Genomic DNA, 21,974 nt, shown 5'->3' on the forward strand with positions numbered 1-21,974 from the left:
CAACATCACCCTGCACCAGGCCAGAACAGAGATGGAGGGGTGGGGGGGAGATGAGGGGAGAAAGAGGGGGTCAGAGATTCTCGCCGAAATACTGACCCCTATACAAGGATGCTGCGTCGCACTTGAAAAAGATTGCCTGAACCACTCTCGTGTTTTTTCTGATTACCGCTTCGTCTCTGAAAGAGAAAACCGTAACAACAGGTCTTCCCACGTAGCCCGGGTCTACGACGCCGCTCATGATGATGATGCCGTTCCTGAAGAATGTAGAGCGAGAGATTAAGAGTGCGAAAACGTCTGATGGTAGTTGAAGTATCTCGTTAAGGATAATAGGCTTCCACTCGCACTTTTTCAGCACCACATCTTCGCTTGTCGTGAGGTCTATTCCTACTTGCTGAGCCTTTGTGTATGGCGTGATTTTTATTATACCCTCCTCAATAACTTCTTTGGGGTTGAGGTGCATTCACACATCACCTCTCCCTCACACCCGCATGCTCGCAGCTATTTCGTGACCTCTCCCTTTGCTTCCTCCAGCCTCTTTTGCTCCTCTGCAAGGAGACGGCGAGCTGCCTCTGTCATCTTTTTGCGAAATACTCGCTCAGAAAGTTGAAGTAGAGCTCGTCAAACTTCCTGATACGATGAACTGCGCAAGCCTTGCACAGAATTTCCTTACCGCAGAATTTAGAGAGTGCTTCGACAGCCTTTTTACCCTTTCTCAACGAGCAGAAGAATGTGTGATCCATCAGCAGAAAAATGGCGGCGCACATGAAGTGCTCAGGCTCTTCCACCACGATTTCGTCGAACAGCTCTCGCTGCTTGTTGTAGAATTCTTCATCGCCTCGAAGTGCCGCATCTTCTATGTATTCTTTGATGACTTCGCCCGGAATGTGTGCTGCTGGAAAGAAAAAACCCCAGCAGAAGAGCCAGCCGTTGTATATGTCTAAGAGGAAGTGTCCGCATATCTGCGTTGCGATTGCGATTTTGTCATCGTTTGAGAGCTCTGGATGTAGATGAGAGAACTCTTTATACAGTTGTGGAAGTGTTGAGAAGCGGTGTCTCCAGTAGCGGTGCAAAAACATATAGTCTATGTCTGGGGCGGTAGACCACACTGCATACTCTATGTCGAAGTCAAACTTCTCGCAGAGCCAGACACCGAAGAGCATGTGTGTTTTTGCGTCCATCGCTCTTAAATTGTTGGCAACAGTCGTACTCTTTCATCGGTACTTAACTCAAGAAATTTTTCGCCTTCAGAGGTGATTTTTATTATTTCGCCAGCCTTCTCAGCGAGACTGTACTGACAAAGAAGGTTGATAACAAGAGTGAGAGTTTCTTCTGAGATTTCTGTTGTTTCGAGAAGTTCTTTGATTGTCAGCTCCTTTTTCGCCAAGAGTTCTAATACTGCATCAATAAGCATCGCTATCACCGGCTATCGTTGACTTATGCTGAGCCTTTGTGTCTAGCAATGCATCACCACTCGAGCACGCCTGTCTCTTTCCATCTCCTGTAGTGATAAGAGCCGACCCTCACCATCCGAGGATAGCCGCACACAGGACAGCTTCTCTCTCTGCAAGTGATGCCCGGCTTGTGAGGCTCTTTATGACCACACTTCGGACAGATGCAGTATCCGCCAGGGCCGAGTGCTTGTCCTATTCTTTCACCTATAGGAGAGCGCTTCCTCCCCCTTCCTATAGCCCGAACCATCTTATCCCAGGTCACCTCAACCTAACATACCTTCACACGAAGGCATGGTAGGTTGGCTCTCAACCTCTCCAAGAAGGAGAGGCCCCAGCTACCTGGCATCGCTGGGTAGCCGCTCTGAGGCGACGCCCAGAACCTCACCACTCTCAGCCCTGGGCGTGGGCAGTCGGCCCGCTTACCTCTCCTTCGCCTTCCCCTCTGACTTCCATCGCCTTCATCTGGGGAGACTACAGAGAGGAGCGTGATAAGCTTCTTAAATAGATCATAGCTTATGCTTTTCACGGCGAATGCAATTGCTGAACACTTATGAACATCTAAGCCTACGAGAGGTGAAAGCTTCTCTCCAACCTTTGTCGTATTTTTCTCAGATTTCCCCTCAACTTTTATTCCTCTTCGCTCTAACTTCTTGAGAGATTGCCTGAACTTATGCTGAGGTATGTTCTTAACCTCACGATTTGCCTTTCTATTATTTGAATTGAATGAGCCTGTGTTAAGTTTTCCAACGACAATATCAGCATCATAGTACTTCGCAATATTTCCTATTTTGTCAACTGCTTGATGAATTTGATATTCTCTCTTACCTCTTCTTACATATTGCGTCTCGTGAACTTCTATTCTGCCTGTAGCAATAACTTCAGGTTCTTCCTTTTCCACAACAGCAAAATCTATGTGACCTGCATTTATGTCTAAGGCTATCACTCTCCTTCCCTCTTTCACCTCTGTTTGAACATCAACAGTTATGCGGACATCATAGCCTCCGTCGTAGCGTCGCTTTATCAGAACAGTGTAAGGAGCAGAGCCATCAAGAAGGTGTCCGTACTTCTCAAGATATTTCTTTGGAATGTATACTTTCGGATAAATCCACTTTCTATCTTCGCCAGTGTTGATGCGAAGCTCCATTCTTTCCGTTAAACGCATGTTGAGGTTACCGCTTTTTGATTTTTCACCACGAGATATGGCAATAGAGTTCCGTCTTCTGTGATACTCTTCCTTCGAGATTTTTCCTTTCTCTCTCAATCTTTGATTCTTAAGACCTCCGAATGTCACGTGAGGTGGCAAATCCTTCACAGAATGATAAGCGTCACTTATGTAGCGAGCGTTCAGACCTATTTCTTCCTGCAAGATTCTCACTATCTCTGACTTCGTGTATCCTTTTTGCTTTAGCGAGTATGCTCTTCTTCGAGCTTTGCCGAACTTGAACATTAATTTCTCTAACTCTTCTCTATCTTCTTCTGATATTTCGCATATATATCCAGGGATTGTGACTTTAGCCATGAGCGCTCTCCTCCTCGCTCTCCTCTTCGCCCTCTACCCACTTTCTTATCGCCTCATTCACAGCCTTCTTAATGGCGCCGTGCAACCCGAACTTCTCTACTGCCTCCCTCACCATCTTCTCCCACAGCTCGTCATCCACCTCAACGGTCTTTCTCACCACCGTATGAGTTGTATGCTTCATCATATAAATATGTTGGGTGTGGGTTTTGTTAAGTTATTGGTGACTGTTGCCAACCTCCTTCACTTCCGTCTGTTATAAACTATTGAGCCATCTTTGCAGACTCTAATTGTCCCTCCACAAGTCTCGTAAACTAAGCCTTCTTCTGAGAAGGAAAGATGGCCGCCAACCTCATAAACAATGCAATCTCCTTCGTTCTTTAGTATTTCCTCTAACTCAGCTTCTATGTCTTCTCGTAGTTTTTTGAACTTCTCGTAGCACTCGCAAAGCTCTTTAAGCTTGCGAGCTCTTTCTTCCCTTCCGGCAGTAATTATTGTGGCCGTCATTTCTCCGAGCACTCACTAACATCTAGAACTACAACATCTCCTGTGCATGGGCTCGACTCATCGTGAACTACCCCAAGCTGAAGCTTGGGGCTTCCTCCCGCTTGAGCCGGAGCTTCGCAGCCTTCTGCCTTTTGAGCGGCAGTGAGCGGCTCCACCCCGGCGGGGAGTGGCATGTTCACGATGCCCCATACCCCGCTCTCATTCCGCCTCAGCTTCCACATCCTGAAGTTCGGAAGCCTCGTCGTACGGAAAGCCGAGCAGGGCACATGCAAGTACATTGCACAACCTCTAATCAAGATATTTGCAGAGGCGTTTCTATCTGCATGTCCGACATGGCCGTTCGGGCACCTAAACATCTTTTTGTGTCTAATCCCAAGAGCTCCGCATAGGGGGCACCTATGCGATGTGTTCTCAGGATCGACAAACATAACAGGCACGCCAATCCATTCGAACTTATACTTTAGGAGTTGTTGCAGTTTGTAGAATGGCCATGCGTGCAAGCGTTTGTTCATTCTCTTTCCTTTGTTTTCACCTCTGATTCCGTTTAGATCCTCTACGAAGACTATAAGTCCTGAATATTTCGACAAATAATCAATAATTCTCCTTGAGAGGAGATGAAGCAAATATGTGATCAGTCTCGATTCCTTTCTCGTAAACCCTAACTTTTTCTTACTTCTTGCTCCGTGTTTCTGCAACCTCTTCCTTATTGTGAACCAGTAGTGCCTGATGAACTTGATGATTGCGTAATCAACGATAAAGGATTCTACAACCTCTTTCGTCGTTAAATCGTAAACTGTGATTGCTACGTTGTCTTCGTTGAGGTCGATGCCAGCAGCATACCTGATCGACGGAACCGAAATATTCTTAGTTATCGTGATGTGTAGGTAATATTCGCTCTTTCGTTTGACGAGTTCTGCGATAGTTATGTTGTATTCCTTGCGATGGTCTTTCTTCTCTCCGGTTTTCTCTTCTAAGGCTTTCCTCACAATTTCGTCGTGCTCTTTTGAGAGCTTAAGATAGCCCTTAATGTATTCCTTGCGAGGGATCAGCGTGACTCTGAACATCACCTTGTCATCTTCTATCCAGAGGTTGTAACCTTCTCCAAAGTTCATTCTGAGTGGAAGAGGTCTGTTATCGTATATCCTGAGCTTTTCAGCTCTTCCATTAGCCTTCAGCTCTTTGAATGAGTTGAACGCCTCCTTAGCTTTTGCTATTATTCTCTGCTTGGTGTTACTGGCTAAGAACGATTGAATGTCCTTATCTCTTACTCCCTCACCACTCAAAAGTTTGACTAAGACCTCGTTGAAGATTCTTCGAGACTCAAGCAAGGCTTCATCTATCTTCGCGGAATTCCCCTCCTCAATAACCAGCTTTCCTATCACCGTCTTTATCGCCGCGAGCTCCATCTAAAGGTATTTAAAACCCTGAGTATATAAAGGTTTATCATGGGGGGGAAGAAGAAGGTGCACGTGAGCATTGATGAAGAGGTGCATAGAAGGCTCAGGATAATCACTCCAGAGATAACTGGAAAGATACGAGGGGCGATAGAGGACGCCGTTAACGAAGCTTTGAGGTTTTGGCTCATGAAAGCGGAGGACGAGGTTGATGTGAGGAGAGGAGCACATACTGTCTGGAACTTGAACTATCATTTCGTGTTCGTTCCGAAATACAGGAAGACGGTGTTGATGGGGGAAATCAGAGATAGGTTGGAAGAACTGATCAAGGAACAATGTGAGAGGTTTGGATTTGAGATTATATCGCTGGAGATCATGCCCGATCACGTCCACTTATTCATCTCTGCATCACCAAAATTCGCTCCTTGCGAGATCGCAAGATTAATTAAAGGCCATACCGCAAGGTTTCTCTTTGAGGAGTTTCCAGAGTTAAGAAGAGAGTTGTGGGGTGGCGAGTTTTGGGCTAAAAGTTACTATGTCGGTTCTCACGGAGCTGTCAGCTCTGAGACTATAAAAAGATATATTGAGGAGTGCCAAGGATTTTGACACCATTCACCCTCAAGCTAAAGCTTGAGGTACTCTGGTGTTAAAATTTGTAGAAAAATATTGTTTTCATTCTGCTCACCTTTCGGCAATGAGCTTTGAGTCTTTGAAGAGATAAATGCCTCCATCATTGCTCACGACCACGCTGTATCCTTTATCTGTTTTATATTTGAGTTCCTTTCGTGAAAGAATAAGCGGTTCAAAATCGTCTTCAGAGTAGCGAATGAAGTCATCTTTGTCATTTTCTTTCACAAGCTCTTCAATCTCAATCTCAATTTCTTCGAGTAAATCTCTTGCTCTCTCGTAGAGCTCGCAGATTTTCTCTAATTTGCGTTTTCTTTCTGCTCTTTTCTTTTCTATCAGACCGCCTTTCCGCTCAACAACCTCGTTGAAAAGTTTTATGCACTTCTTCCACCGTCTCTTGAAGCCATCTTCGGGCAGCGCATCAGCGTAGCAGTATAAGGTTTTGACATGCAAAACAAGCGGTTCCACGCTCACGGCCTCTAAAACACACACTTCCTTTATGTCGGAGCAGAGGAGTGCCGTGACTGCACCCCAGAGTTTTCTCGCAGCTTCCACATTCTTACACCAGCTCTCAAGCCTCTTCGCCTCTGTGAAGTATTTGTGAAATGATGGTGTCTTTCCGCTTACGAGGGCGTTTCTGACATCTTCTTCAGTCCAGCCCGTGAGCTCACAGAGCTCTCTGAAGTTCCACTCGTCTGTTTTGTTGAAAGGCTCGCCTTTTTGGAGTTTTGCTCTCAATTCTTCCACGACCTCTTCGCAGGAAGTCATTTTCTCTCACTTCTCAACTCTCCCACAAGCTCTTCTATGCTCTCAATAACTTTCCGCATCTCTTTGCGGAGGCCATGAAGATAAATGCTATATGCAGCGCAGGTGATGGCGACTCCTGTGAGGAATCCAGATAAATAGCTGAGGATACACATGTTAAATCACCTCCTCACACCTTCAGAATAGGTTTCCCGTTGCGGCCTCTCACCTCAATAGAGCCGTCTTCTCTGACGAAGATTTCTTTCCCCCACTTTGTCCAGTATTCTAAGCCATCGTTTTCTAATGTGGTTCCAACAAACCGGACGATGAAATCGCCTTTATCTATGCTTTTGAGCAGTTCTGTGATTTCTTCTTCAAGCTCTCTCTCAAGCTTTCGCTTTCTCTCGTAGAGTATCAAGAGTTCTTGGATGATGTTGGCTCTCCTCTCTCTTCTTTGCTCTTCCCCCTCTCCCATAATTAATCTCCTCCTCGAGCCAAGTGTTCCATCCGTCTGTGCATACGAACACATTACTCCAGAGAGTTTCGCAGTCAGAAGTGCCGCAACCCGCACCAGCTCTCCACTTACTGACTGTTTTTGAGAATATTTCTAATACCATTTCCCATGACCGCACTCCTTGCATCTTATTATGTTATCTGCTGTTCTGATGTGGTAAGTGTATTTGCTGCATGAAGGACACCACTCAAATATCTCGTCTCCAACTTCCTCCTTTTCCATCACTCATCATCTCCATACATATCTTTATCCGTGCATCCCGCCTCTTTTGCCTCATAGTAACATACAAATGGACAGCCCCGCGCTTCAGCTGCTACTTCGCAGTCTGAACATGGGTCATCCTTTGGACAACTCCACTTACACATTCCTTTTTCGTCTCTAAACCTACACTCTATCTCCGGTCTTATACATTTCATACCTCATCACCCCCTTCAACAAACCCTCATTTACACTCTCAACTCCTCTTTCCTCTCGTTTATCATCCTTCTCACAAGATTGTAACCTCTCTTTTCCACCGTTTTCCACAAGGTAAGCGCTCTTCTCAAGGAGTTAGGATCGGTGAAGATTTTTCGTATGTCTTCTTCTGTTAGGTGTTTCCTCATTTTTTCTCCCACCCTCCCACCACTTCAACGGTAATTCTCACTTTTTTCCCTTCTAAATCGCATAGAACCGCATCAACAGGCTCTCCGCTATGCTCTATTTCGTGCAGTCTGTCTCTTTCTTCCATTGTGATTGTTTTGTCTCGCTTCTTCTTGCAGAGTTCGCAGTATTCTCTGAACAAATCTTCGCTGAGCAAAACCCATCCATCGCCTGCGTAGGGGACGCAGATAAGACGACCTTTCATTACTTTTTTCATTTCTCACCCTTTGTGTAGTCTCTCAACGACCCTAAATATTCTCACCTTTCTGTCGTCGCCCATGCAGACCGCTAATCTCACGCCAAGCACTTCGCCGATGATGGCACATCCAGGTTTCAGCTCATTCAGGTCTATTTCGAGCATACACTCTCACCCATCATTCATTGTTTTCTCAGCAAGGTATAGCATCTCCAATCCTAACAGCATAAAATACGCTATTAGCGAGACTGCGACTCTTCTCAGACATTTTTATCACCTCATTCCGCCTCTATGTGAGGGGCCAATAAGGAGGAGAATAATAGAAACAACCTTCGTCTGTTGCCCCCCCTCTCCAGAACCAGAAGGTTGTCTCCTCCGTCATTATTCGCCACCTCGACACCTCATTCAGCCTCTATGCGAGGAGCGAGCAAGTAGATGGCCTTTCCGTTGCCGTCAGCGATCTCAAACTCGATTTTCAGCGGATGGTCAGTGCTTATGAATAGTGTGAGTGTTTCAGCGGAAGCGAAGCCTTTAGCCATCGCCGTGAGGTATTCAAGCGAGAACAGAGAGCGACAGTCACTACCGCTTAAATGTATGAGCTCGTCCTTGTGCAGTGAGAACTTCATCGTTTCCATCTCACCCTCTGCCTCAACGAAGAAAACATTGTTTTGGACGCCAATCGCAGCTGTGGTGCTGATTTTCTCTGCTGCCTTTAGAACTTTCTTGAGGTCGTCAGCATCTACAACAACTCTTGTTGAGAACTCAAGCTCTGGTATTTTCGGCTCAGCTCGCAGTGATGATGGGTCTAAGAGCGTGAGCGTGTAAGCGTAGGCGGATGATTGTAGTGTCATCTTGTCATCGTCTATGTTGATGGACACATCGCCAACAGCGAAGCGTAGAACCTCTCGCAGTTTGTCAAAAGGAGCGCCTATGACTTTCTCGCCTTCTGCTCCACCTTCGGCGTTGTATTCGTCGAACGCATCTCGCTTTAACTCTAAATCAACCAAAGCGACGTTCGCAGGGTCAACAGCACGCACTTTCCACCCTTCATCGCTTATCTTCAGGCGAGCCTCGTCAACGACTGCAAGGATTGCATCTACACATTCCCTTAAGGTGGATGAATCTATTCTGAACATTCTGAACACCTATTACTTTCCCACTCAGCATCCGCATCTACTCCAAAACCACTTCTCCAGTTCCAACACCAATCCAATACTTTTGAAATCTCTCGCTCTAATCTTCGCAAATGAGCGTAATATCTGCACAACTCTCCTAAAGCTCCCTTGATGTGGTGGTCTTGGGCTTCGATTTCTCTTCGAATATCTTCCTTTAGTGTCTCGCTTAGCTTCCATCCTCTCACTTGGCAATCACTCTCAAACTGCTCCAAAAGCCTCTTTGTTTTCTGGTGGCTTCTCAGCTTTGCGTATGTCCAAATCCAATGCTCGTATGCGTACTGAAACTCTTTTGCTAAGCGAATGAGTGCTATTGCACGCACATCTCCAAATTCTTCACCACTCATACCACATCACCTCCTTCATTTTTCTCATCACCTTCTTCAGCAAACAAAGACAACTCCACATAAGCAGTACTTTTTGCCAGTCTGGTCTTCGCTTGAACATACGCTGCATCCTTTGGTAGAAGGATAAGGTCGCTATGAGTGAGTGTTTTTTCTATGATTGTTTGCTTCTGTGCATCACACACTCTAACTGAAATTTCTTCACCTACGGCAGTGTTCCGAATGCCTACATAACATCGCACAGGTGTGTCGGGAAGGCGCGGAAGTAAGTGATAGGTTGTGTAAGATTCTGGATCTGGTGTGATCTGTATGGTGGCGAACCTCACCCACTTACTCACTTTCCCCTCCTGTCTTGTTTCTCGTCGCTCTTTCCGCTCTTGCTGCTCTCTCTGCTCTCTCCTTCTCTCTATCTCTTCCAAAGCCCAGAGTGCTGTTGAAATCTCGCACAATCTCTCGTTAATTGCTTTCAGCGTATAGTTGAGCTCGCTCAATACATCCAAAAGTCGTACAAAGTTCAGCTCATTCATACGTCATCACCTCTATTTTAGTCTATGAGCAATTTTTGCCTCCAATTGCAACACCAGCAAAAACAATATCAGAGATACAAGAAACAGGGCGAGTTTCTGCCAAAAGGTCTCCGGGTGCAGAAGGAGCCATAGAATTACTCCTGGAATTAGAGGCACCACTACTAGTAGCACAGCGAGCACTGCCGCAGTTACTATGTCGAATCTCACGCTCCAACACCCCCTCGAATCATCACTTTTTCTACTTTTCTCCTCAACAACACTTCCCACAACGCCGCAATTAGTGCATAAATCATCTCATCACTCCTCAAAGTACGCTTTTCTACGAGCCAACCTTCGTCGGTGGATGTTAGAAGTGGTATGATTTCGTTTTCCTTTCTGATTACGAATTTTGTCTGCGAGCTTTCTTTTAGACACTCTATCTGCTTTCCCATCTCTCGCAGTTTTAAGTTCATCTCTATGCTCATACGGAAAATGTCGGTGAGGTCTTGGCTGAACTCTTCATCCAATCCGAAGACTTCTCGGGCAGCTTCTGCGAGTCTGCGTGCAAACTCTCGGAGTTTTTCCTCTGTTATGGTTTGTTGTTCCATACACATCACCTCAGAAAAGGAGCTCATCAAGCTCTATGTTCTCACGCAAGACTGGACAGCCTAAGCGCTCGCACTCGCTGAAAACCGAGCAGCCTATGTCCTTACACGCTGAGCGAGGGTACAGCAACGGGCAATTCTTGCACTGCTCAAACAGAGGGCAGTTCTTACAATCATGCTTGATAGTGGGTGTATCAGACATTTTAATCATCCCTTCCTCACTCGCTTCCGCTTCTTTCATCTCTTCCACCCCCATCACCCCCATGCTCTTTGATGTGCTTATCAAACGCCTCAATCGCAGAGCCCAAAGCTTCAAGGCTGAATCCATCTATTTTCGCTGGAACCCTCCTCTCCAGAGGAGGGTTGTTTACTCATCTTATGCGAATGTTTCTTGGCCGCCCCCCCACTTCATCGAACAGCACTTCTCGGACATAGATGCGCTTTATCCCTCTCCTTTCCGCTTCTTCCAAAACTGTAAGAACTTGTTTTCCACTTGTGTTCCACCGGAAGCGATTACCTTTCACGTCTTGGCACTCCATCACTGCGTAGAAACCTCCATCCTGAAACTGTGACATACGAATCTGCCAGTTCTCTATGAAGAAAGGTGCTCTTGCACGAACCTCTTGGACTGGCAGTGATTCGAGGCTCAAGTCTATGGTCAACTCACTCGCTGCGACAGTGCCATCACCAAAGTCTTCAGGTCGCTCAATCTGCACAGTTCTACCACTCTGAAGTCTCTTTTCTATGACTTCGTGACAGTTCGGGCATATCAGTGCGTTGCCCTGCTCCTCTGGAATTACGAACTTCATGCAGTGCGGACAACGCCTCCCCCCAAAGCCCTCTAAACCCCCTTCCTCACTCATCTCCTCTCACCTTCATCAAATCCCTGCACAGGAGATGCGTGTAAAGCAATTCTTTACTCAATTTCTCCACCTGCTCCTCAACATCGCAGATTGATTGCTTCACATACGCATAATCGTCTGCGTTCACCGCATGTTTCGCTCTTTGGACTTCTTCTGCAAGAACATCTGTGATTCTTCTCACACTCTTTATCTGCCTCTCTATTGACGCTACTAACTCCCTAAACTCCCCCTCTTCCCTACTCATTCGCAACAACCTCCTTAAACTCTTCTTTTTCCTCGCTCATCCTCCACATTCTCACCTCTCTTTTGTTATTTCACTCTCAAGCTCGTCCAGAAACTTGAGAATTCGTTCGGCTCTTGCGAGGCGTTTGCGAGCTGCGAGTCTTGAGGTCTCTTGCATCAGACGCAGCGCTTCTATGTATTCGATTTTTTTATCAACGCTATCTATGCTCTGGACTTTTTTTCTGATGCTGTCAAGCGTTCTCTGCAATCTCCGCTCCCACGAGAGGTCTCCAAAATCTTCAACCCCTATCTGCGCATCGCCCCCCATTTTCATCACCCTACATCATTCTTTTAAGGGGTATTTAAGCTTTTCTATTTTTGTCGAAGCGGAGAAAAGCGAAAAGGGTATATATGTGATAAAGTAATGGTAAAGTGGGAGGTGGTGGTGTGAGTGGAAGGTCGTGCAGATGCTGCGCAGATGGAAGATCCAGCGAAGGCTGTGAGGAGGAGACATCTTGAAGAAGAGATTGAAGGGGTAAGAAGGCGTAAGACTCTTTACACAGCGGTCTCAGTGTTCTGTTTGATACTCTTTGGAGTTGCGCTGATACCTATAGCAGCAGAGTTCTCGGAGTTCGGTACATTAGTGAGTTCTGAAGCGTTTGCTTCGTTGGCTGGCGCGGTTGTTGCAGTAGTGCTGGCAATGGTCACCGCTTATCTGAGTGAGAGAGAGAAGAAGAGGATAAGGGAGCTAGAGATTGAGAGAGCTAGGCTAGAGTAGCGAGTGAGCTGAAACACTCACAATTTTTATTTTTTCCTTTTTCTCCTTTTTCTGAGGTGAGAAAAATGGGTGTGTGTGAAGGCGAGGATGAGAAAATAATGGCTTTCTCGCTGAATGTTTTTGCTGGTGAGAGTGTGCTCACATCACCCCTGCTTGTCCCATTTGACAGCAAATTTGTGCGGGTTGATGTGAGAGTTAAAGGTGCAATTATGGTAGGAGTTGCTTGCGTTGCTGAAGATGGCGAGATCGAGACTAAAGTATTTGGCGAAGGCGAGCACACCTTCTTCATGAGAAGAGAAGAAATAAAAGAGGTTTTTGTGCAAGCGATGGGTCAAAGAGCAGGTGTAGGACACGTCAGCATCTCTCTCGCACCTGAAGACGGCGTAAATATTTTGGAGAAAGCTTTAGAGAAAGGTTGTGCATTTTGAGCCTTTCGGCCCAAAATGCTTCGTGCGATGGAATCTTTTGTCCATCGCACAGGGTGCAACCCCACACCCTCTATCCCGTCCGCCTCAAAGGCTTTCGGGACTGCTTGCGATGCCAGCTGCGTGCTTCTGCCATCGGCAGGCTTGCCGGCAATCGCCGACGCCCCCCCTTCGAGGATATGATTTGAGCATATATAAAATAGTTGGTTGAAAATTAGATACCATATAGAGGAGATGGAGGAGAGACGTGAGATAATGCTCTTCGTCTTCTTTGCAGATAAGACACCTCGCTCAGACATCCACATAAATTTTCCGCAAGGGTGCCACAAGCTTCAGCTTGTGGAGGAATTGCGGAAGCATAAGTTCATCGCCGCAACGATGTCGGCATCTTCCTCGAAGCCGCACCTAATACATCTGAATCTTCTTCCTTCTCTGTTCTTCGGACTGACATGATGACACTTAGGACACTCCTGCGATGTATGGTGGGCTTTCTTCACCTGAGCTGCAATTCCTTCCCACAAGGCTTTTTCCATGATCGTTGAATGAACCATCTCATAAGGAGTTATGGCGTAAACGTGTGGCAGTCTTTTTAGCTTTCTCTTCAGACCTTTCAGGTCTTCTAGTATGATGACAGGCTTCTCGAACTGTTTGGCGAACTCTATCACCTGATTCGCTGCGTGGCGAACATAATCTCTGACGAACTTAGACTCGTTGTATGTGAACTTCTTCGAGCCAAGCTTTTGCTTCAGCCTCCGATGCTCAACACCCTTCCTGTGCGCCTCAAGAACAGGTTTTCCTGAGGTTTGTAACACCTTACCGTTGCAATAGGCAGTGACCAAGTTTATAACACCTATATCAACTCCAACAGCATTCTTAGGCTCGTAGTCTATTTTGACATTTTTCGTTAGCGTGATCAACAGTCTGTAGTCTGGAAAGAGTAGCGAGTCTGAGATTTTGTGTCTGACTAGCTCGGAGAGTTTGCCTCCTAACTCACCATCATGAATTAAGATTTCTTCTTTTCTGAAGCTGTTACCATTAGGTAGACTTATTCTTGCCTTTAAACCATCATCGAATACTAAGTAGAACAGATGGTTCTCTCCATAGGTAAGTCTTACGGGAAAATCATCAGCATCAATTTTGGGGATATGTCTTGCCTTATAGCTACCTTTGAAAGTCTGAGCGACGAGCTTCATTCCTTGTATAATAACTTCTGAAGGTAGTCTATAGTTCTCTCTACAGAGGCTATACATTAGCTTTTGGAGCTCTCGGTAATCAGCAATTCCTGTTCTTTTGCAGCATTCTGCGAGGAAGGAAATTAAGCGTCTGTACTCGCTGAAAAGCTTATCAATCTTCTCCGCCTGCTCCTCGCTCGGCTTGAGTCTGACGGGAATTACTCTTCTCAACTTCACGAATCCTCACCTTGTAATAACACACAGGACAGGTAGCGTAGTACTTCGACCTGCCTTTATAGTCCCACTCGTGCCCGCAATGCTGACACTTCAACCTCATGTTAGTAAGTAGGTGGATAGTATTTAAATAGCTTGCTTCTAATATAGTAAGGGGCCGCGGTCAACCGGCCTCATGTCTTCGGCGTGCAGACGACGCTCCTGGAGGGGATGAGAGCGGTTCGGTGCGGCGCTTGGCCGTGGGTGACCGCACGAGCCTAACCAACCCTGAGGAGCGTGAGCGAACACGGCCGAAGCGCACAGCGAGCGCACGCCGAGGACTACAAGCCACCTGCTTTAGCAGGTGGTAGTTGACAATTTTGCGATTAAGTATAATTTGTTTATGTACTACGATGTGCACACAAATCTTGTCATTTTGTCTGATGAGCTCTTGCTTAGAAAGCGATGGGGTGAAGAAGAAGATAGATGAGTGTGGAGGGGGTGAGTAGTGAGATGATGATTTTCACAGCTCAAGATGTTCGTGAGCTGCTGCTGCGAGAGGCTAAAAACCTCAAAGAAGTGCAAGAGCTCTTACAGTTCGCTGATGATGGTGGTGGCGGCGATGATGAGTGTGAGTTTGAGGAAGAGCTCATTGAAGAGATAAGGGCAAGAGAGAGATTACAGTGGAGAATTGTGCAAGGACTGAGAGATTTGCTTATCTTTTTGGAGAAGTTTGATGCGGTGGTTGTCGTAATTTCTGATTTCACTTCAACGAGAGGAGAGTAAACCATGAAGCCACCCCTCATAAAGTATGTACACCACATCCTTTAACTCATCCCTCAAGAATTCATCTGATAAGGGGATCTTGTGTTTCCCTTCCAACTCACATAAGATTATATTCGCCACCTGCACCATTTTCTTCAAGTCAAAAACATCCTGTGCTGTGATTATATTTTGGAGTAGAAAGGTCTTTATCTTTCGCAAAGCTAAATACTCAGGATGTGGAAATACTTTTAGAGATTGTATAGGAAGATATGCCAGTGGTGTTATAAAATATTTGGAATATTTTAATTTGTTATAGCTAAGAGTACGTAAAACTCCTCTTACCTCTCTCAAATTCCTTTTTAGATTATTTGTTATTACAGAGTGGCCTACCCTTTCAATGCTCCATTTGCGCAGCGGATTCTCCTTTACTGCATAATATTCCTCAAAAAGGGTTTGAGCTATTGCACATAGCCTGTAGAAGGGTAGATCAGGTCTTATATGTTCTGGTAAAAGAGACTCTGCCTTTTCCGGCATGGTACAAAGAATGTATAAGGATCTTACTATCTTTAATGCCTGCTCTCGCTCGTATTCTGTAAGCTTCTTATACTTCTTTCTATGTCCTAACTCGTGTCCAAAAACATATTCTATTAAGTCCATTAGCCTTACATGAGGATGTTTACTCAGTTTTTCATAGATTTTCTTTATCTCATAAGGATTATAATATATACAGTCAGTGAAGGGGTTATAGCTCATCGTGTGAGGAAGCAGTACATTCCTCTCCACTCTTGCACCATACCTTAGTGCAAGAGATCTCACTATTTCTTCTATTTGTTCCACTATTTTTGCACTCTCTATACTATACAAAGGGTTTCTCCTAGCGAACTCACCTTCCTCTTCTATGATGAATTCTTCTATCCAAGGCATTTTCCCTCTGACTGCAGCCTATCACTGAAACTTTTGCTCTTAAGGGTGATTATTGTAGTTTAATCGGCATCAGCGTCCTCTCTCCTCCAGCACCATTTTCCTCGCATCCTACCCCAGTCTGAGGTCTCACAAACCTCGACAATCTCACCGTTCTCAGCGTTCACTTTGACCTCGTAGCGCGCTCTAGGATGGCACGGGTAGACCTTCCACGTTATCTTCCACACATCTCCGTCAAGTGTGGCTTCCTCTATCTCAAAGCAGGCTCTGTCAAAGATCTGTGCGAGGAACTCCTTCGCCTTCAGAGTTGCTTCTAATCCGTCCAACATACATTTTGCTTTTCTCACGACGCTTAAAAAATTTGCGGATTGCTCGGAGGAGAGTGGTTGTAGCTGCCGCAACAACTAAGCAAATACCGCCGCAGATGCACATCTTAACCGAACATCACATCCTGCTCTTCTTTTGCTTTCGCCTCTACTCTTTCTGCTTCCCCCTCTTCCTCTATCTGACCTGAAAGTAGCTTGTTGATCGCGTCTCTAAGCGCAGTGGCGACTTCTTCATTCAGAGCTATCTGCGCTATCGTTTTTGTTCTTGAATCTGCGAGCGATAGGATGAAGTAGCACCTTCCGTCTTCTTTCAAATAGAAGTCCCAACGAATGTAGTTGCAGAGCACTCGCTTGAAGCCTGCTGTCTCGGCGTCAAACTCGTTCTTGCTGATATACTCCCAATCCTTGCGCTCCTCCCCCCTCATCTATCCTTAAAAGTTCGCAGAATAATATAAAAAGATGCTTGATGAACTTTGTTCTGCGGAAAGCTGTGTGAATTGTGAGAGACTGTTGAAGAGAAGTTGCCCACTGATTGAGTTTATTTTGTTACAGTATAAGATGCTTTTGTGGTTAAGTTATAATAGTTCGCTCACCAAACAGGCTCGTTTGCTCGTTCGTGAGAGTGCTGAGATGCTTCACGCTTTTTTGATGAGACGAGGGATATATCTGGAAGAGTGATACAAACCCCCAAGCCCGGTCCTTCAGGGCAGGGAAAGAGCCAGATATTTATTATAACCGTATATTTCACAGATAAAATAAAAAGAGGTGAGACGCTATGGAAAAGAAAATAATAAAGATATGGTATGATAAAGAGGGGGATTATCTTGAAGTTCTGCTTGAGCAGAGAAAAGGATACTTCAGAGAGACGGAAAACGATGCAGTAATGGAAAAAGTTGACGAAGAAGGGAATGTTATAGGTTTCTCTATTTTGAAAGTAAGTGCATTAAAAGGAAAGCCGCTTTCAATAGAGCTCAGAGGTCGTGCAGCGGCTGCGTAGCAAGATTTGATGAGGTGTGGTTTCAGTTCACAGAGCTCATAGAAAAGTAGAGACTCTAAATGATGAGGTAGCTGACAAAAAACCGCTCCAAGCCTCGCCCCTCAGGGCGAGGCTTTCTTAGCGAAGTTCTGTAAGATGAGAATAAGCAAGAATCGGAGTAGGCTTCCCTCAGCAAGAGTGCAGCCTCTCCAACACATCTCTCAACACATGCCGCCTCGAAAAGGCCAAAAAGGGAAAGATCATGAAAAACTTCTTGCTGCGGTGCACGAAAAAATCGGGAATCGGGCATTCTCTCTTCTCCTCTTATATATATAAGAAAGAGCGAAGGAGCGTCGTTCTTCCGCTGTCTGATTTCGTGGACAAAATCAAGCAGTATTTAAAGCTTACGCTAAAGAACGAAGGAGGACGCTTCTCTATACCGATTTCTGAGGCTCCTCCGAAAAATCGGACAGTGCTACACCACAAAGTATTTAAATATGGGGAACATGCATATTACATGAGGTGATGTAGGAATGGAAGCGGAGATTTTGAAGGAAGGGCGTCTGAAGTGGAAGCGGCGGAAGCTTGCGAAGAGAGAGCGAGGAGGGCCTTCGCTTGTGCTCCCTCCGGAGCTGAAATCGTGGGGTGGCAAAACAGCGGAAATAGAGCTGCTTTCGGAGAAAGAAATCATCGTGCGTTTGGAGGAATAAGTGTGGGGGTAGAAAGGGTGAGAGATCATGTCATCATACGATATTGACTATATAAAAGATCTCTGCAGGCATGAGCGTGTAACACCACCACCATGCTTAGAATATCTCTGCGAGAACAAGCCGGAGAAAGCTGTTCTCTTCTTGAAGCGCGCCGGCATGCTAAGGAAGGGTCTTAAAAATGTTGCACGCGCACTCAATCTCGATCTTCAGAGATGTGGCGGTGATGACGACGAGAAGTGGATTATCAACACACAGCTAGATTTAGAAGCAGCTCTTTGCAGAGAAGTTCCTGAGGAGTTCTGCGACCCGACATGCCGATTTTACCCGTCACGGCGAGTTTTCGAGGTTCTTGAGAACGCCGAAATCAAAGCATACAAGGAGGAAGATGACGTCTTCTTTGATGTCTGGCTGAACGGAGAACATCTTACAATAAGACTATCGCAGTTTCAGAGAGGTTTGCAGACACTTCTTTGGATGGCTAATGAGCCCGTGTATTTTCTTACACTCCCACGAAAGACCACGAAGGAAATCATTAACGCCGCTCTCAAATATTTTCATAAGAAAGCGAAGAGGCTCTCTTCGGTGGAAGCGTATGAACGGGGAATTTCCTTGGAAGGTGAAGAACTTCTCGATTATGTCTTGGATTTTCTGTTCAACAGATTCTTCGAAGATGATGTTGTATACGAGGAAACAGACGAAAAACCATTCATTAAAGGTGATAAAATATACATTCCGCAGGAGATTCTCATAGATCACTTGGGTTCTACATCGAAAAAGAAGCTCACGAGAGCACTCACACGTTACGGGATCAAAGTGAAGCGAATTCAACGCAACCTCAACCGCTTCAGAGCTTACGAAATTCCAGTCAAGCTTTTCGAAGACCTGAAGATGCCGATTGAGAAAATCAGAGAGCACGCTCATAGGATAAAAGAAGAAAGAGAATCCGAACTACATGTGGATGCAACCGGTTCTGTTGATGAACTAATCGAACAATTACGCTCTGATCTTGGGGGTCGTAGCAGCAGCGGGGAACAAGGTGATGGGGAATGACTCTAATTGCTGTTTATGGCCCTCCTGGAACGGGTAAGACCGAATTTGCTCTCAAGATTTTAGCAGAGGTTTGTCACGAGGGTTACTCCTTCATCTACGAAACATACAGACGATGGATGACGCTTGATGCACGAGCAAGATTCGCAGACTTCTTTGACGACCCTGCTGAAGGCTCAAAACTCGCACGAAAGTTTATTGTGACGACACACGCATTATGCAAGCGTCTTTTAGGTGCCTCGATTCTTTCAGGGAAGAAGCTCGTTTCAGAGATAAAGAAAGTGATGCGTGATTGCAATATTTTCACAGACGATAATGCGATAAAAGAATTGCTTTCAGTTATCTCGTCGGATGTTATTCCTGATATATCTGAACTGAAAACACTTCCAGCGAAGATATACACGGCATATAGCTATTACGTGGACATGTTCTTTGACAGAGAGCTCTTTGAAGAACGACTACCGCTTGCAGAATACAGAATAAAACCGGCGAAAGTTTACGACTTCACGGAGAGATGGATTGAACATCTCGATAACATAGGAATGGCGGACTTCCCATATCTGCTCGTGAGGGGTCTTGATGTGGAACCTCCTTTGGTGGATGTATTCATAGCGGATGAGTTCCACGACAAGACGAAGCTTAAATTCGAGCTTTTCAAGAGACATTCCTCAAAGGCGGAGAAGCGCTACATACTCTTCGACCCTCAGCAGAGTATTTATGGCTACGCAGGCGCTGATCCAGCGCTTTCACTCAAGCTCTGGGAAGAAGCAGCGAAGAGGGTAGCGCTTACGCCATCATTTAGGCTGAGCGAAGAACAACGAGACTTCGCAGCTCAGAAGCTCGGAAAATCTCTTGATTTTGAGTGCGCAGGCTCAACGAAGGTTTTGAAAGTTTCGTGGTCGTACGATCTTCTCGGCGATGATACGCTTGTGCTTGCAAGAACTCGTGGCCTTCTCAACGACTTCATAGAAAACACACTGCTTGGAAAACCGATAGTATGGGATGGCTTCAGAGGCTGGGCTTCTCGAAAGGATTTCGTCGATACCCTTCTCAGATGCAGAACCTCGCAAAAATTATCTTACGATGAATTCCAGCTCCTCTTCAAGTATCTCAAGGCGAGCGCCTTCAACGGTAAAAAAGCTCAACTGAAACGAAGAATGGATGAAGCTCACAAGATGGGTCGCTTGTCTTTCAACGTTGAAAGCTTTCTGAGCAGAGAATTCTTGCGAGCATTAAGAAAAGGAAACATTGATAATTTCTTAGATCATCGCTTGATGGGAGAATACGCTGAGAATCTTCGTTCCATCTTGCAAAACAACGGCTATAAGCATATTCATCTTCGGACAATTCACGGCGCCAAGGGTGCGACATTTGCGAATGTCATTGTGCTACGAGGCATAACCTCAAAAATTCAGAGAGCGATGCGATTTGACGACTTTCAGCGAGAAGAAGAGCGCAGAGTCTGGTATGTCGCAGTGACAAGGGCATCACGAAACTTGTATTATTGCGATTATCCGTTCACGATTCACACATTTCCAGAACCTTAAGAGGTGATGAAAATGCGCTGCGTTTGGTGCGGCTTGGAAACATCAACACGGAAAGATGGAAAGGTTTTCTTCTGCGTGAAGTGCAACAAACCGTTGGTTTTTGAGCTTGAGGACGATTATGTCGAAGTGATCAAGGCATCCGACTTTCACTTCCCTCAGCAACAGCCACAACAGCAACAACAGCCACAACCACAGCAACCACAGTCGCAACAGCTGCAACAGCAGCAAGAGCAACAACAGCATCAACCACAAGAGCAGCTACAAGAGCAGCCACGGCGAGGACAGAAGAAACCACAGAAGCAGCCACAACAGCTACAAGGTCAGACCACCCTCTTCGCATGGGGTGATGCCTTATGACGAAATATAACGAGGTTGTCCCACTCACGAAGGAGCAGCGCATCAAAGAGAAAGCGGGTTGGAAGGCACTCAAGTATTTCTATGAGCCTGCACCCCCAGCAGACATAATCCTTGCGAGAAACGAGCATATAGAAAGAGTGGCGGCACCCTCACCGATTCAAGTCTTCGGCGAAGACAATAGAGGCTTCACGAACTGGATAAGCGCTGACGATCTGTGGATGATTGAAGGCATGCCAGCAGTTCATCGCACGGTCAGCAAATACGAGATCGTCTTGGATTGCGAGAGCGAACGCATCGCCAAGTTCGTGCAGAACACGCTTGACGACGAGAAAATCCCATACCGACTTTTTGACTCTGGAGGCAGAGGCTTCCACTTCCACATTTTCTTTGAACTTCCCGCCAAGAGCGACGACAGCAACACCGACAACGGCAGTAGCAACAGCAACAGTAACAGCAATGACAACAACGACAATTACGACAATTTCAAGCGTTTCTTCATGGGTTATTTCCCAACTGACCAGAACTTAGCACATAGGCATGGTGTTCGTGAGATTTACTCACTGAACATGAGAAAAGGCTTCATCAAATATCCCGTCGAGACTGTTGAGAGAGCGAATAAAACATGGAAGAACGCCGAGATTGTTCATGTGCGTTATCCTGTGTGGAGACCACGAGGAAGCATCATGAGGGACTTTGAGCGATGGCTTGAACGAGAGGAAGAAGAAAAACGGAAGCGTGAAGAAGCTCTGAGGAGGAAAGGAATCAAAATCAAGAAGAAATATTCGCTGAGCGAAGCCTTGGAGATATATCGGAGGCACTTGGACATAGTGAAAGAAACGCCGAAATACATACGAGCTCATTGTCCGTTCCATCCTCCAGACGAACACCCTTCGTTTATCGTGGTCAAAGAGGGGAAGTTTGCAGGCTTGTTTTTCGAGCATCATAGGGAAGGTAGGACTGTGGGTGATATTCACAAATTCTTACGGTTGCTGAAAGAGAAGATGGGGGGTGATGCGAATGGAAGAAGCTCCTAGGGTAAAATTTTTCTCATTGGGGGAGAGTGGTAAAGAGCAAGCAAAGGAGAAAGCGACCACATTGTTCAGAAGTCTTTTCGGCAACAATCTTTGGATATTGGAGATGGGGTTGTCAGGGATTGAAGACGCCTTGCGAAATTCAGAAATCATAGATGCTTGCAGCTATTATCTTCGTGATATGTATGGGTTCTTGGAAGAGGATATTGAAGAAATGAAGAAGGAGGCTATTCAAGGGTGTGATAAACCACCATACTCTGTCGTAATTCGTTTAGGTCGGTGGATGCAGTTCTGTGATAAGGAAATCATAGATAAACTCAAAGAAGAGTCTATGAAAGAGCAAAAGCAAAGACAGACCACCCTTGCGGAGTGGTAGTTCCTGCAGAAGCGGGAGATTCAGAGGGTG

At 45.8% G+C, this 21,974-nt stretch carries 40 protein-coding genes; 11 read left to right on the top strand and 29 right to left on the bottom strand.

Annotation, left to right across the window (positions count from 1 at the left end; translation table 11 throughout):
• Positions 1 to 70: 70 nt before the first annotated feature.
• The 8 genes from J7J01_00875 to J7J01_00910 all read right to left on the bottom strand — a co-directional run bounded on the left by J7J01_00875 (position 71) and on the right by J7J01_00910 (position 4,880).
• Positions 71 to 460 (bottom strand): hypothetical protein, encoded by a 390-nt coding sequence (locus J7J01_00875; protein MCD6209444.1) that lies wholly within the window; start codon positions 458 to 460, stop codon positions 71 to 73.
• 112 nt (positions 461 to 572) lie between these two features.
• Entirely contained in the window at positions 573 to 1,178 is a 606-nt protein-coding gene (locus tag J7J01_00880) for a hypothetical protein (GenBank protein ID MCD6209445.1), read from the bottom strand.
• A gap of 5 nt (positions 1,179 to 1,183) precedes the next feature.
• The gene (locus J7J01_00885) at positions 1,184 to 1,411 is read right to left on the bottom strand and encodes a hypothetical protein (GenBank protein ID MCD6209446.1); all 228 of its coding nucleotides are present in this window, start codon (positions 1,409 to 1,411) and stop codon (positions 1,184 to 1,186) included.
• 53 nt (positions 1,412 to 1,464) lie between these two features.
• The gene (locus J7J01_00890) at positions 1,465 to 1,713 is read right to left on the bottom strand and encodes a hypothetical protein (protein MCD6209447.1); all 249 of its coding nucleotides are present in this window, start codon (positions 1,711 to 1,713) and stop codon (positions 1,465 to 1,467) included.
• Between the two features lie 6 nt (positions 1,714 to 1,719).
• Positions 1,720 to 2,970: a hypothetical protein gene (locus J7J01_00895; GenBank protein MCD6209448.1), complete on the bottom strand. Its 1,251-nt coding sequence runs from the start codon at positions 2,968 to 2,970 to the stop codon at positions 1,720 to 1,722.
• Positions 2,963 to 3,154, bottom strand: a complete 192-nt coding sequence (locus tag J7J01_00900) for a hypothetical protein (GenBank protein ID MCD6209449.1) — start codon at positions 3,152 to 3,154, stop codon at positions 2,963 to 2,965. The genes J7J01_00895 and J7J01_00900 overlap by 8 nt, the downstream gene beginning before the upstream one ends.
• Positions 3,155 to 3,210: 56 nt before the next feature.
• The gene (locus J7J01_00905) at positions 3,211 to 3,474 is read right to left on the bottom strand and encodes a hypothetical protein (protein MCD6209450.1); all 264 of its coding nucleotides are present in this window, start codon (positions 3,472 to 3,474) and stop codon (positions 3,211 to 3,213) included.
• On the bottom strand, positions 3,471 to 4,880 hold the full coding sequence (locus J7J01_00910) for a transposase (protein MCD6209451.1): 1,410 nt from the start codon (positions 4,878 to 4,880) through the stop codon (positions 3,471 to 3,473). Before J7J01_00910 ends, J7J01_00905 begins: the two co-directional genes overlap by 4 nt.
• A gap of 177 nt (positions 4,881 to 5,057) precedes the next feature.
• Between J7J01_00910 and tnpA the strand changes: the two genes are divergently transcribed.
• Entirely contained in the window at positions 5,058 to 5,474 is a 417-nt protein-coding gene (gene tnpA / locus J7J01_00915) for an IS200/IS605 family transposase (GenBank protein ID MCD6209452.1), read from the top strand.
• A 75-nt stretch (positions 5,475 to 5,549) separates the two neighbouring features.
• Here tnpA and J7J01_00920 read toward each other — a convergent pair whose 3' ends face one another.
• From J7J01_00920 to J7J01_00995, 16 genes are all read right to left on the bottom strand, one after another.
• Positions 5,550 to 6,263: a hypothetical protein gene (locus J7J01_00920; GenBank protein MCD6209453.1), complete on the bottom strand. Its 714-nt coding sequence runs from the start codon at positions 6,261 to 6,263 to the stop codon at positions 5,550 to 5,552.
• On the bottom strand, positions 6,260 to 6,415 hold the full coding sequence (locus tag J7J01_00925) for a hypothetical protein (protein MCD6209454.1): 156 nt from the start codon (positions 6,413 to 6,415) through the stop codon (positions 6,260 to 6,262). The genes J7J01_00920 and J7J01_00925 overlap by 4 nt, the downstream gene beginning before the upstream one ends.
• A gap of 14 nt (positions 6,416 to 6,429) precedes the next feature.
• The gene (locus J7J01_00930; protein MCD6209455.1) at positions 6,430 to 6,714 is read right to left on the bottom strand and encodes a hypothetical protein; all 285 of its coding nucleotides are present in this window, start codon (positions 6,712 to 6,714) and stop codon (positions 6,430 to 6,432) included.
• Positions 6,715 to 6,974: 260 nt separating this feature from the next.
• The gene (locus tag J7J01_00935) at positions 6,975 to 7,169 is read right to left on the bottom strand and encodes a hypothetical protein (protein MCD6209456.1); all 195 of its coding nucleotides are present in this window, start codon (positions 7,167 to 7,169) and stop codon (positions 6,975 to 6,977) included.
• 30 nt (positions 7,170 to 7,199) lie between these two features.
• A complete protein-coding gene (locus tag J7J01_00940; protein ID MCD6209457.1) occupies positions 7,200 to 7,367 on the bottom strand; it encodes a hypothetical protein in 168 nt (55 codons plus the stop codon).
• On the bottom strand, positions 7,352 to 7,609 hold the full coding sequence (locus J7J01_00945) for a hypothetical protein (GenBank protein MCD6209458.1): 258 nt from the start codon (positions 7,607 to 7,609) through the stop codon (positions 7,352 to 7,354). The genes J7J01_00940 and J7J01_00945 overlap by 16 nt, the downstream gene beginning before the upstream one ends.
• A gap of 3 nt (positions 7,610 to 7,612) precedes the next feature.
• Positions 7,613 to 7,753, bottom strand: coding sequence for a hypothetical protein (locus J7J01_00950; GenBank protein ID MCD6209459.1), 141 nt, complete (start codon positions 7,751 to 7,753; stop codon positions 7,613 to 7,615).
• A 236-nt stretch (positions 7,754 to 7,989) separates the two neighbouring features.
• On the bottom strand, positions 7,990 to 8,733 hold the full coding sequence (locus J7J01_00955) for a DNA polymerase sliding clamp (GenBank protein MCD6209460.1): 744 nt from the start codon (positions 8,731 to 8,733) through the stop codon (positions 7,990 to 7,992).
• On the bottom strand, positions 8,712 to 9,107 hold the full coding sequence (locus J7J01_00960) for a hypothetical protein (GenBank protein MCD6209461.1): 396 nt from the start codon (positions 9,105 to 9,107) through the stop codon (positions 8,712 to 8,714). The genes J7J01_00955 and J7J01_00960 overlap by 22 nt, the downstream gene beginning before the upstream one ends.
• Positions 9,104 to 9,631 carry a hypothetical protein gene (locus J7J01_00965; GenBank protein ID MCD6209462.1) on the bottom strand — a complete coding sequence of 176 codons (528 nt, stop codon included), beginning with the start codon at positions 9,629 to 9,631 and terminating at the stop codon, positions 9,104 to 9,106. The genes J7J01_00960 and J7J01_00965 overlap by 4 nt, the downstream gene beginning before the upstream one ends.
• Positions 9,632 to 9,643: 12 nt before the next feature.
• On the bottom strand, positions 9,644 to 9,838 hold the full coding sequence (locus tag J7J01_00970; GenBank protein MCD6209463.1) for a hypothetical protein: 195 nt from the start codon (positions 9,836 to 9,838) through the stop codon (positions 9,644 to 9,646).
• On the bottom strand, positions 9,835 to 10,218 hold the full coding sequence (locus J7J01_00975) for a hypothetical protein (protein ID MCD6209464.1): 384 nt from the start codon (positions 10,216 to 10,218) through the stop codon (positions 9,835 to 9,837). Before J7J01_00975 ends, J7J01_00970 begins: the two co-directional genes overlap by 4 nt.
• A 10-nt stretch (positions 10,219 to 10,228) precedes the next feature.
• Positions 10,229 to 10,543, bottom strand: coding sequence for a hypothetical protein (locus tag J7J01_00980; protein ID MCD6209465.1), 315 nt, complete (start codon positions 10,541 to 10,543; stop codon positions 10,229 to 10,231).
• Positions 10,544 to 10,586: 43 nt separating this feature from the next.
• Entirely contained in the window at positions 10,587 to 11,078 is a 492-nt protein-coding gene (locus J7J01_00985; protein ID MCD6209466.1) for a hypothetical protein, read from the bottom strand.
• Positions 11,071 to 11,322 (bottom strand): hypothetical protein, encoded by a 252-nt coding sequence (locus J7J01_00990; protein MCD6209467.1) that lies wholly within the window; start codon positions 11,320 to 11,322, stop codon positions 11,071 to 11,073. Before J7J01_00990 ends, J7J01_00985 begins: the two co-directional genes overlap by 8 nt.
• A gap of 51 nt (positions 11,323 to 11,373) precedes the next feature.
• Positions 11,374 to 11,637: a hypothetical protein gene (locus J7J01_00995; protein MCD6209468.1), complete on the bottom strand. Its 264-nt coding sequence runs from the start codon at positions 11,635 to 11,637 to the stop codon at positions 11,374 to 11,376.
• A 114-nt stretch (positions 11,638 to 11,751) separates the two neighbouring features.
• On the opposite strand from J7J01_00995, the gene J7J01_01000 reads away from it, so the two are divergent.
• The gene (locus J7J01_01000) at positions 11,752 to 12,078 is read left to right on the top strand and encodes a hypothetical protein (protein ID MCD6209469.1); all 327 of its coding nucleotides are present in this window, start codon (positions 11,752 to 11,754) and stop codon (positions 12,076 to 12,078) included.
• A 65-nt stretch (positions 12,079 to 12,143) separates the two neighbouring features.
• On the top strand, positions 12,144 to 12,506 hold the full coding sequence (locus J7J01_01005) for a hypothetical protein (GenBank protein MCD6209470.1): 363 nt from the start codon (positions 12,144 to 12,146) through the stop codon (positions 12,504 to 12,506).
• A gap of 329 nt (positions 12,507 to 12,835) precedes the next feature.
• Here J7J01_01005 and J7J01_01010 read toward each other — a convergent pair whose 3' ends face one another.
• Positions 12,836 to 13,912, bottom strand: coding sequence for a transposase (locus J7J01_01010; GenBank protein ID MCD6209471.1), 1,077 nt, complete (start codon positions 13,910 to 13,912; stop codon positions 12,836 to 12,838).
• Positions 13,913 to 14,374: 462 nt separating this feature from the next.
• On the opposite strand from J7J01_01010, the gene J7J01_01015 reads away from it, so the two are divergent.
• Complete coding sequence (locus tag J7J01_01015) at positions 14,375 to 14,674, top strand: hypothetical protein (protein MCD6209472.1); 300 nt, start codon at positions 14,375 to 14,377, stop codon at positions 14,672 to 14,674.
• Here the strand turns inward: J7J01_01015 and J7J01_01020 are convergent.
• The 3 genes from J7J01_01020 to J7J01_01030 all read right to left on the bottom strand — a co-directional run bounded on the left by J7J01_01020 (position 14,657) and on the right by J7J01_01030 (position 16,325).
• Positions 14,657 to 15,577 (bottom strand): hypothetical protein, encoded by a 921-nt coding sequence (locus J7J01_01020; GenBank protein ID MCD6209473.1) that lies wholly within the window; start codon positions 15,575 to 15,577, stop codon positions 14,657 to 14,659. The genes J7J01_01015 and J7J01_01020 overlap by 18 nt on opposite strands.
• 59 nt (positions 15,578 to 15,636) lie before the next feature.
• Complete coding sequence (locus J7J01_01025; GenBank protein MCD6209474.1) at positions 15,637 to 15,903, bottom strand: hypothetical protein; 267 nt, start codon at positions 15,901 to 15,903, stop codon at positions 15,637 to 15,639.
• Between the two features lie 104 nt (positions 15,904 to 16,007).
• A complete protein-coding gene (locus J7J01_01030) occupies positions 16,008 to 16,325 on the bottom strand; it encodes a hypothetical protein (protein ID MCD6209475.1) in 318 nt (105 codons plus the stop codon).
• 34 nt (positions 16,326 to 16,359) lie between these two features.
• Between J7J01_01030 and J7J01_01035 the strand changes: the two genes are divergently transcribed.
• The 5 genes from J7J01_01035 (at position 16,360) to J7J01_01055 (ending at position 20,180) form a co-directional block, all read left to right on the top strand.
• Positions 16,360 to 16,578, top strand: a complete 219-nt coding sequence (locus J7J01_01035; GenBank protein ID MCD6209476.1) for a hypothetical protein — start codon at positions 16,360 to 16,362, stop codon at positions 16,576 to 16,578.
• A gap of 97 nt (positions 16,579 to 16,675) precedes the next feature.
• Complete coding sequence (locus J7J01_01040) at positions 16,676 to 16,897, top strand: DUF2283 domain-containing protein (GenBank protein MCD6209477.1); 222 nt, start codon at positions 16,676 to 16,678, stop codon at positions 16,895 to 16,897.
• Between the two features lie 512 nt (positions 16,898 to 17,409).
• Positions 17,410 to 17,586: a hypothetical protein gene (locus tag J7J01_01045; GenBank protein ID MCD6209478.1), complete on the top strand. Its 177-nt coding sequence runs from the start codon at positions 17,410 to 17,412 to the stop codon at positions 17,584 to 17,586.
• A 27-nt stretch (positions 17,587 to 17,613) separates the two neighbouring features.
• On the top strand, positions 17,614 to 18,636 hold the full coding sequence (locus J7J01_01050; protein MCD6209479.1) for a hypothetical protein: 1,023 nt from the start codon (positions 17,614 to 17,616) through the stop codon (positions 18,634 to 18,636).
• The gene (locus J7J01_01055; GenBank protein MCD6209480.1) at positions 18,633 to 20,180 is read left to right on the top strand and encodes an ATP-binding domain-containing protein; all 1,548 of its coding nucleotides are present in this window, start codon (positions 18,633 to 18,635) and stop codon (positions 20,178 to 20,180) included. The genes J7J01_01050 and J7J01_01055 overlap by 4 nt, the downstream gene beginning before the upstream one ends.
• Before the next feature lie 130 nt (positions 20,181 to 20,310).
• Here the strand turns inward: J7J01_01055 and J7J01_01060 are convergent, their stop codons facing one another.
• Complete coding sequence (locus J7J01_01060) at positions 20,311 to 20,520, bottom strand: hypothetical protein (GenBank protein MCD6209481.1); 210 nt, start codon at positions 20,518 to 20,520, stop codon at positions 20,311 to 20,313.
• A 13-nt stretch (positions 20,521 to 20,533) separates the two neighbouring features.
• Between J7J01_01060 and J7J01_01065 the strand changes: the two genes are divergently transcribed.
• Positions 20,534 to 21,571 (top strand): hypothetical protein, encoded by a 1,038-nt coding sequence (locus J7J01_01065; GenBank protein MCD6209482.1) that lies wholly within the window; start codon positions 20,534 to 20,536, stop codon positions 21,569 to 21,571.
• Positions 21,555 to 21,944 carry a hypothetical protein gene (locus tag J7J01_01070; GenBank protein MCD6209483.1) on the top strand — a complete coding sequence of 130 codons (390 nt, stop codon included), beginning with the start codon at positions 21,555 to 21,557 and terminating at the stop codon, positions 21,942 to 21,944. Before J7J01_01065 ends, J7J01_01070 begins: the two co-directional genes overlap by 17 nt.
• Positions 21,945 to 21,974 lie beyond the last annotated feature (30 nt).

The organism is Methanophagales archaeon (assembly GCA_021159465.1).
In the GTDB taxonomy this organism is placed as follows: domain Archaea; phylum Halobacteriota; class Syntropharchaeia; order Alkanophagales; family Methanospirareceae; genus G60ANME1.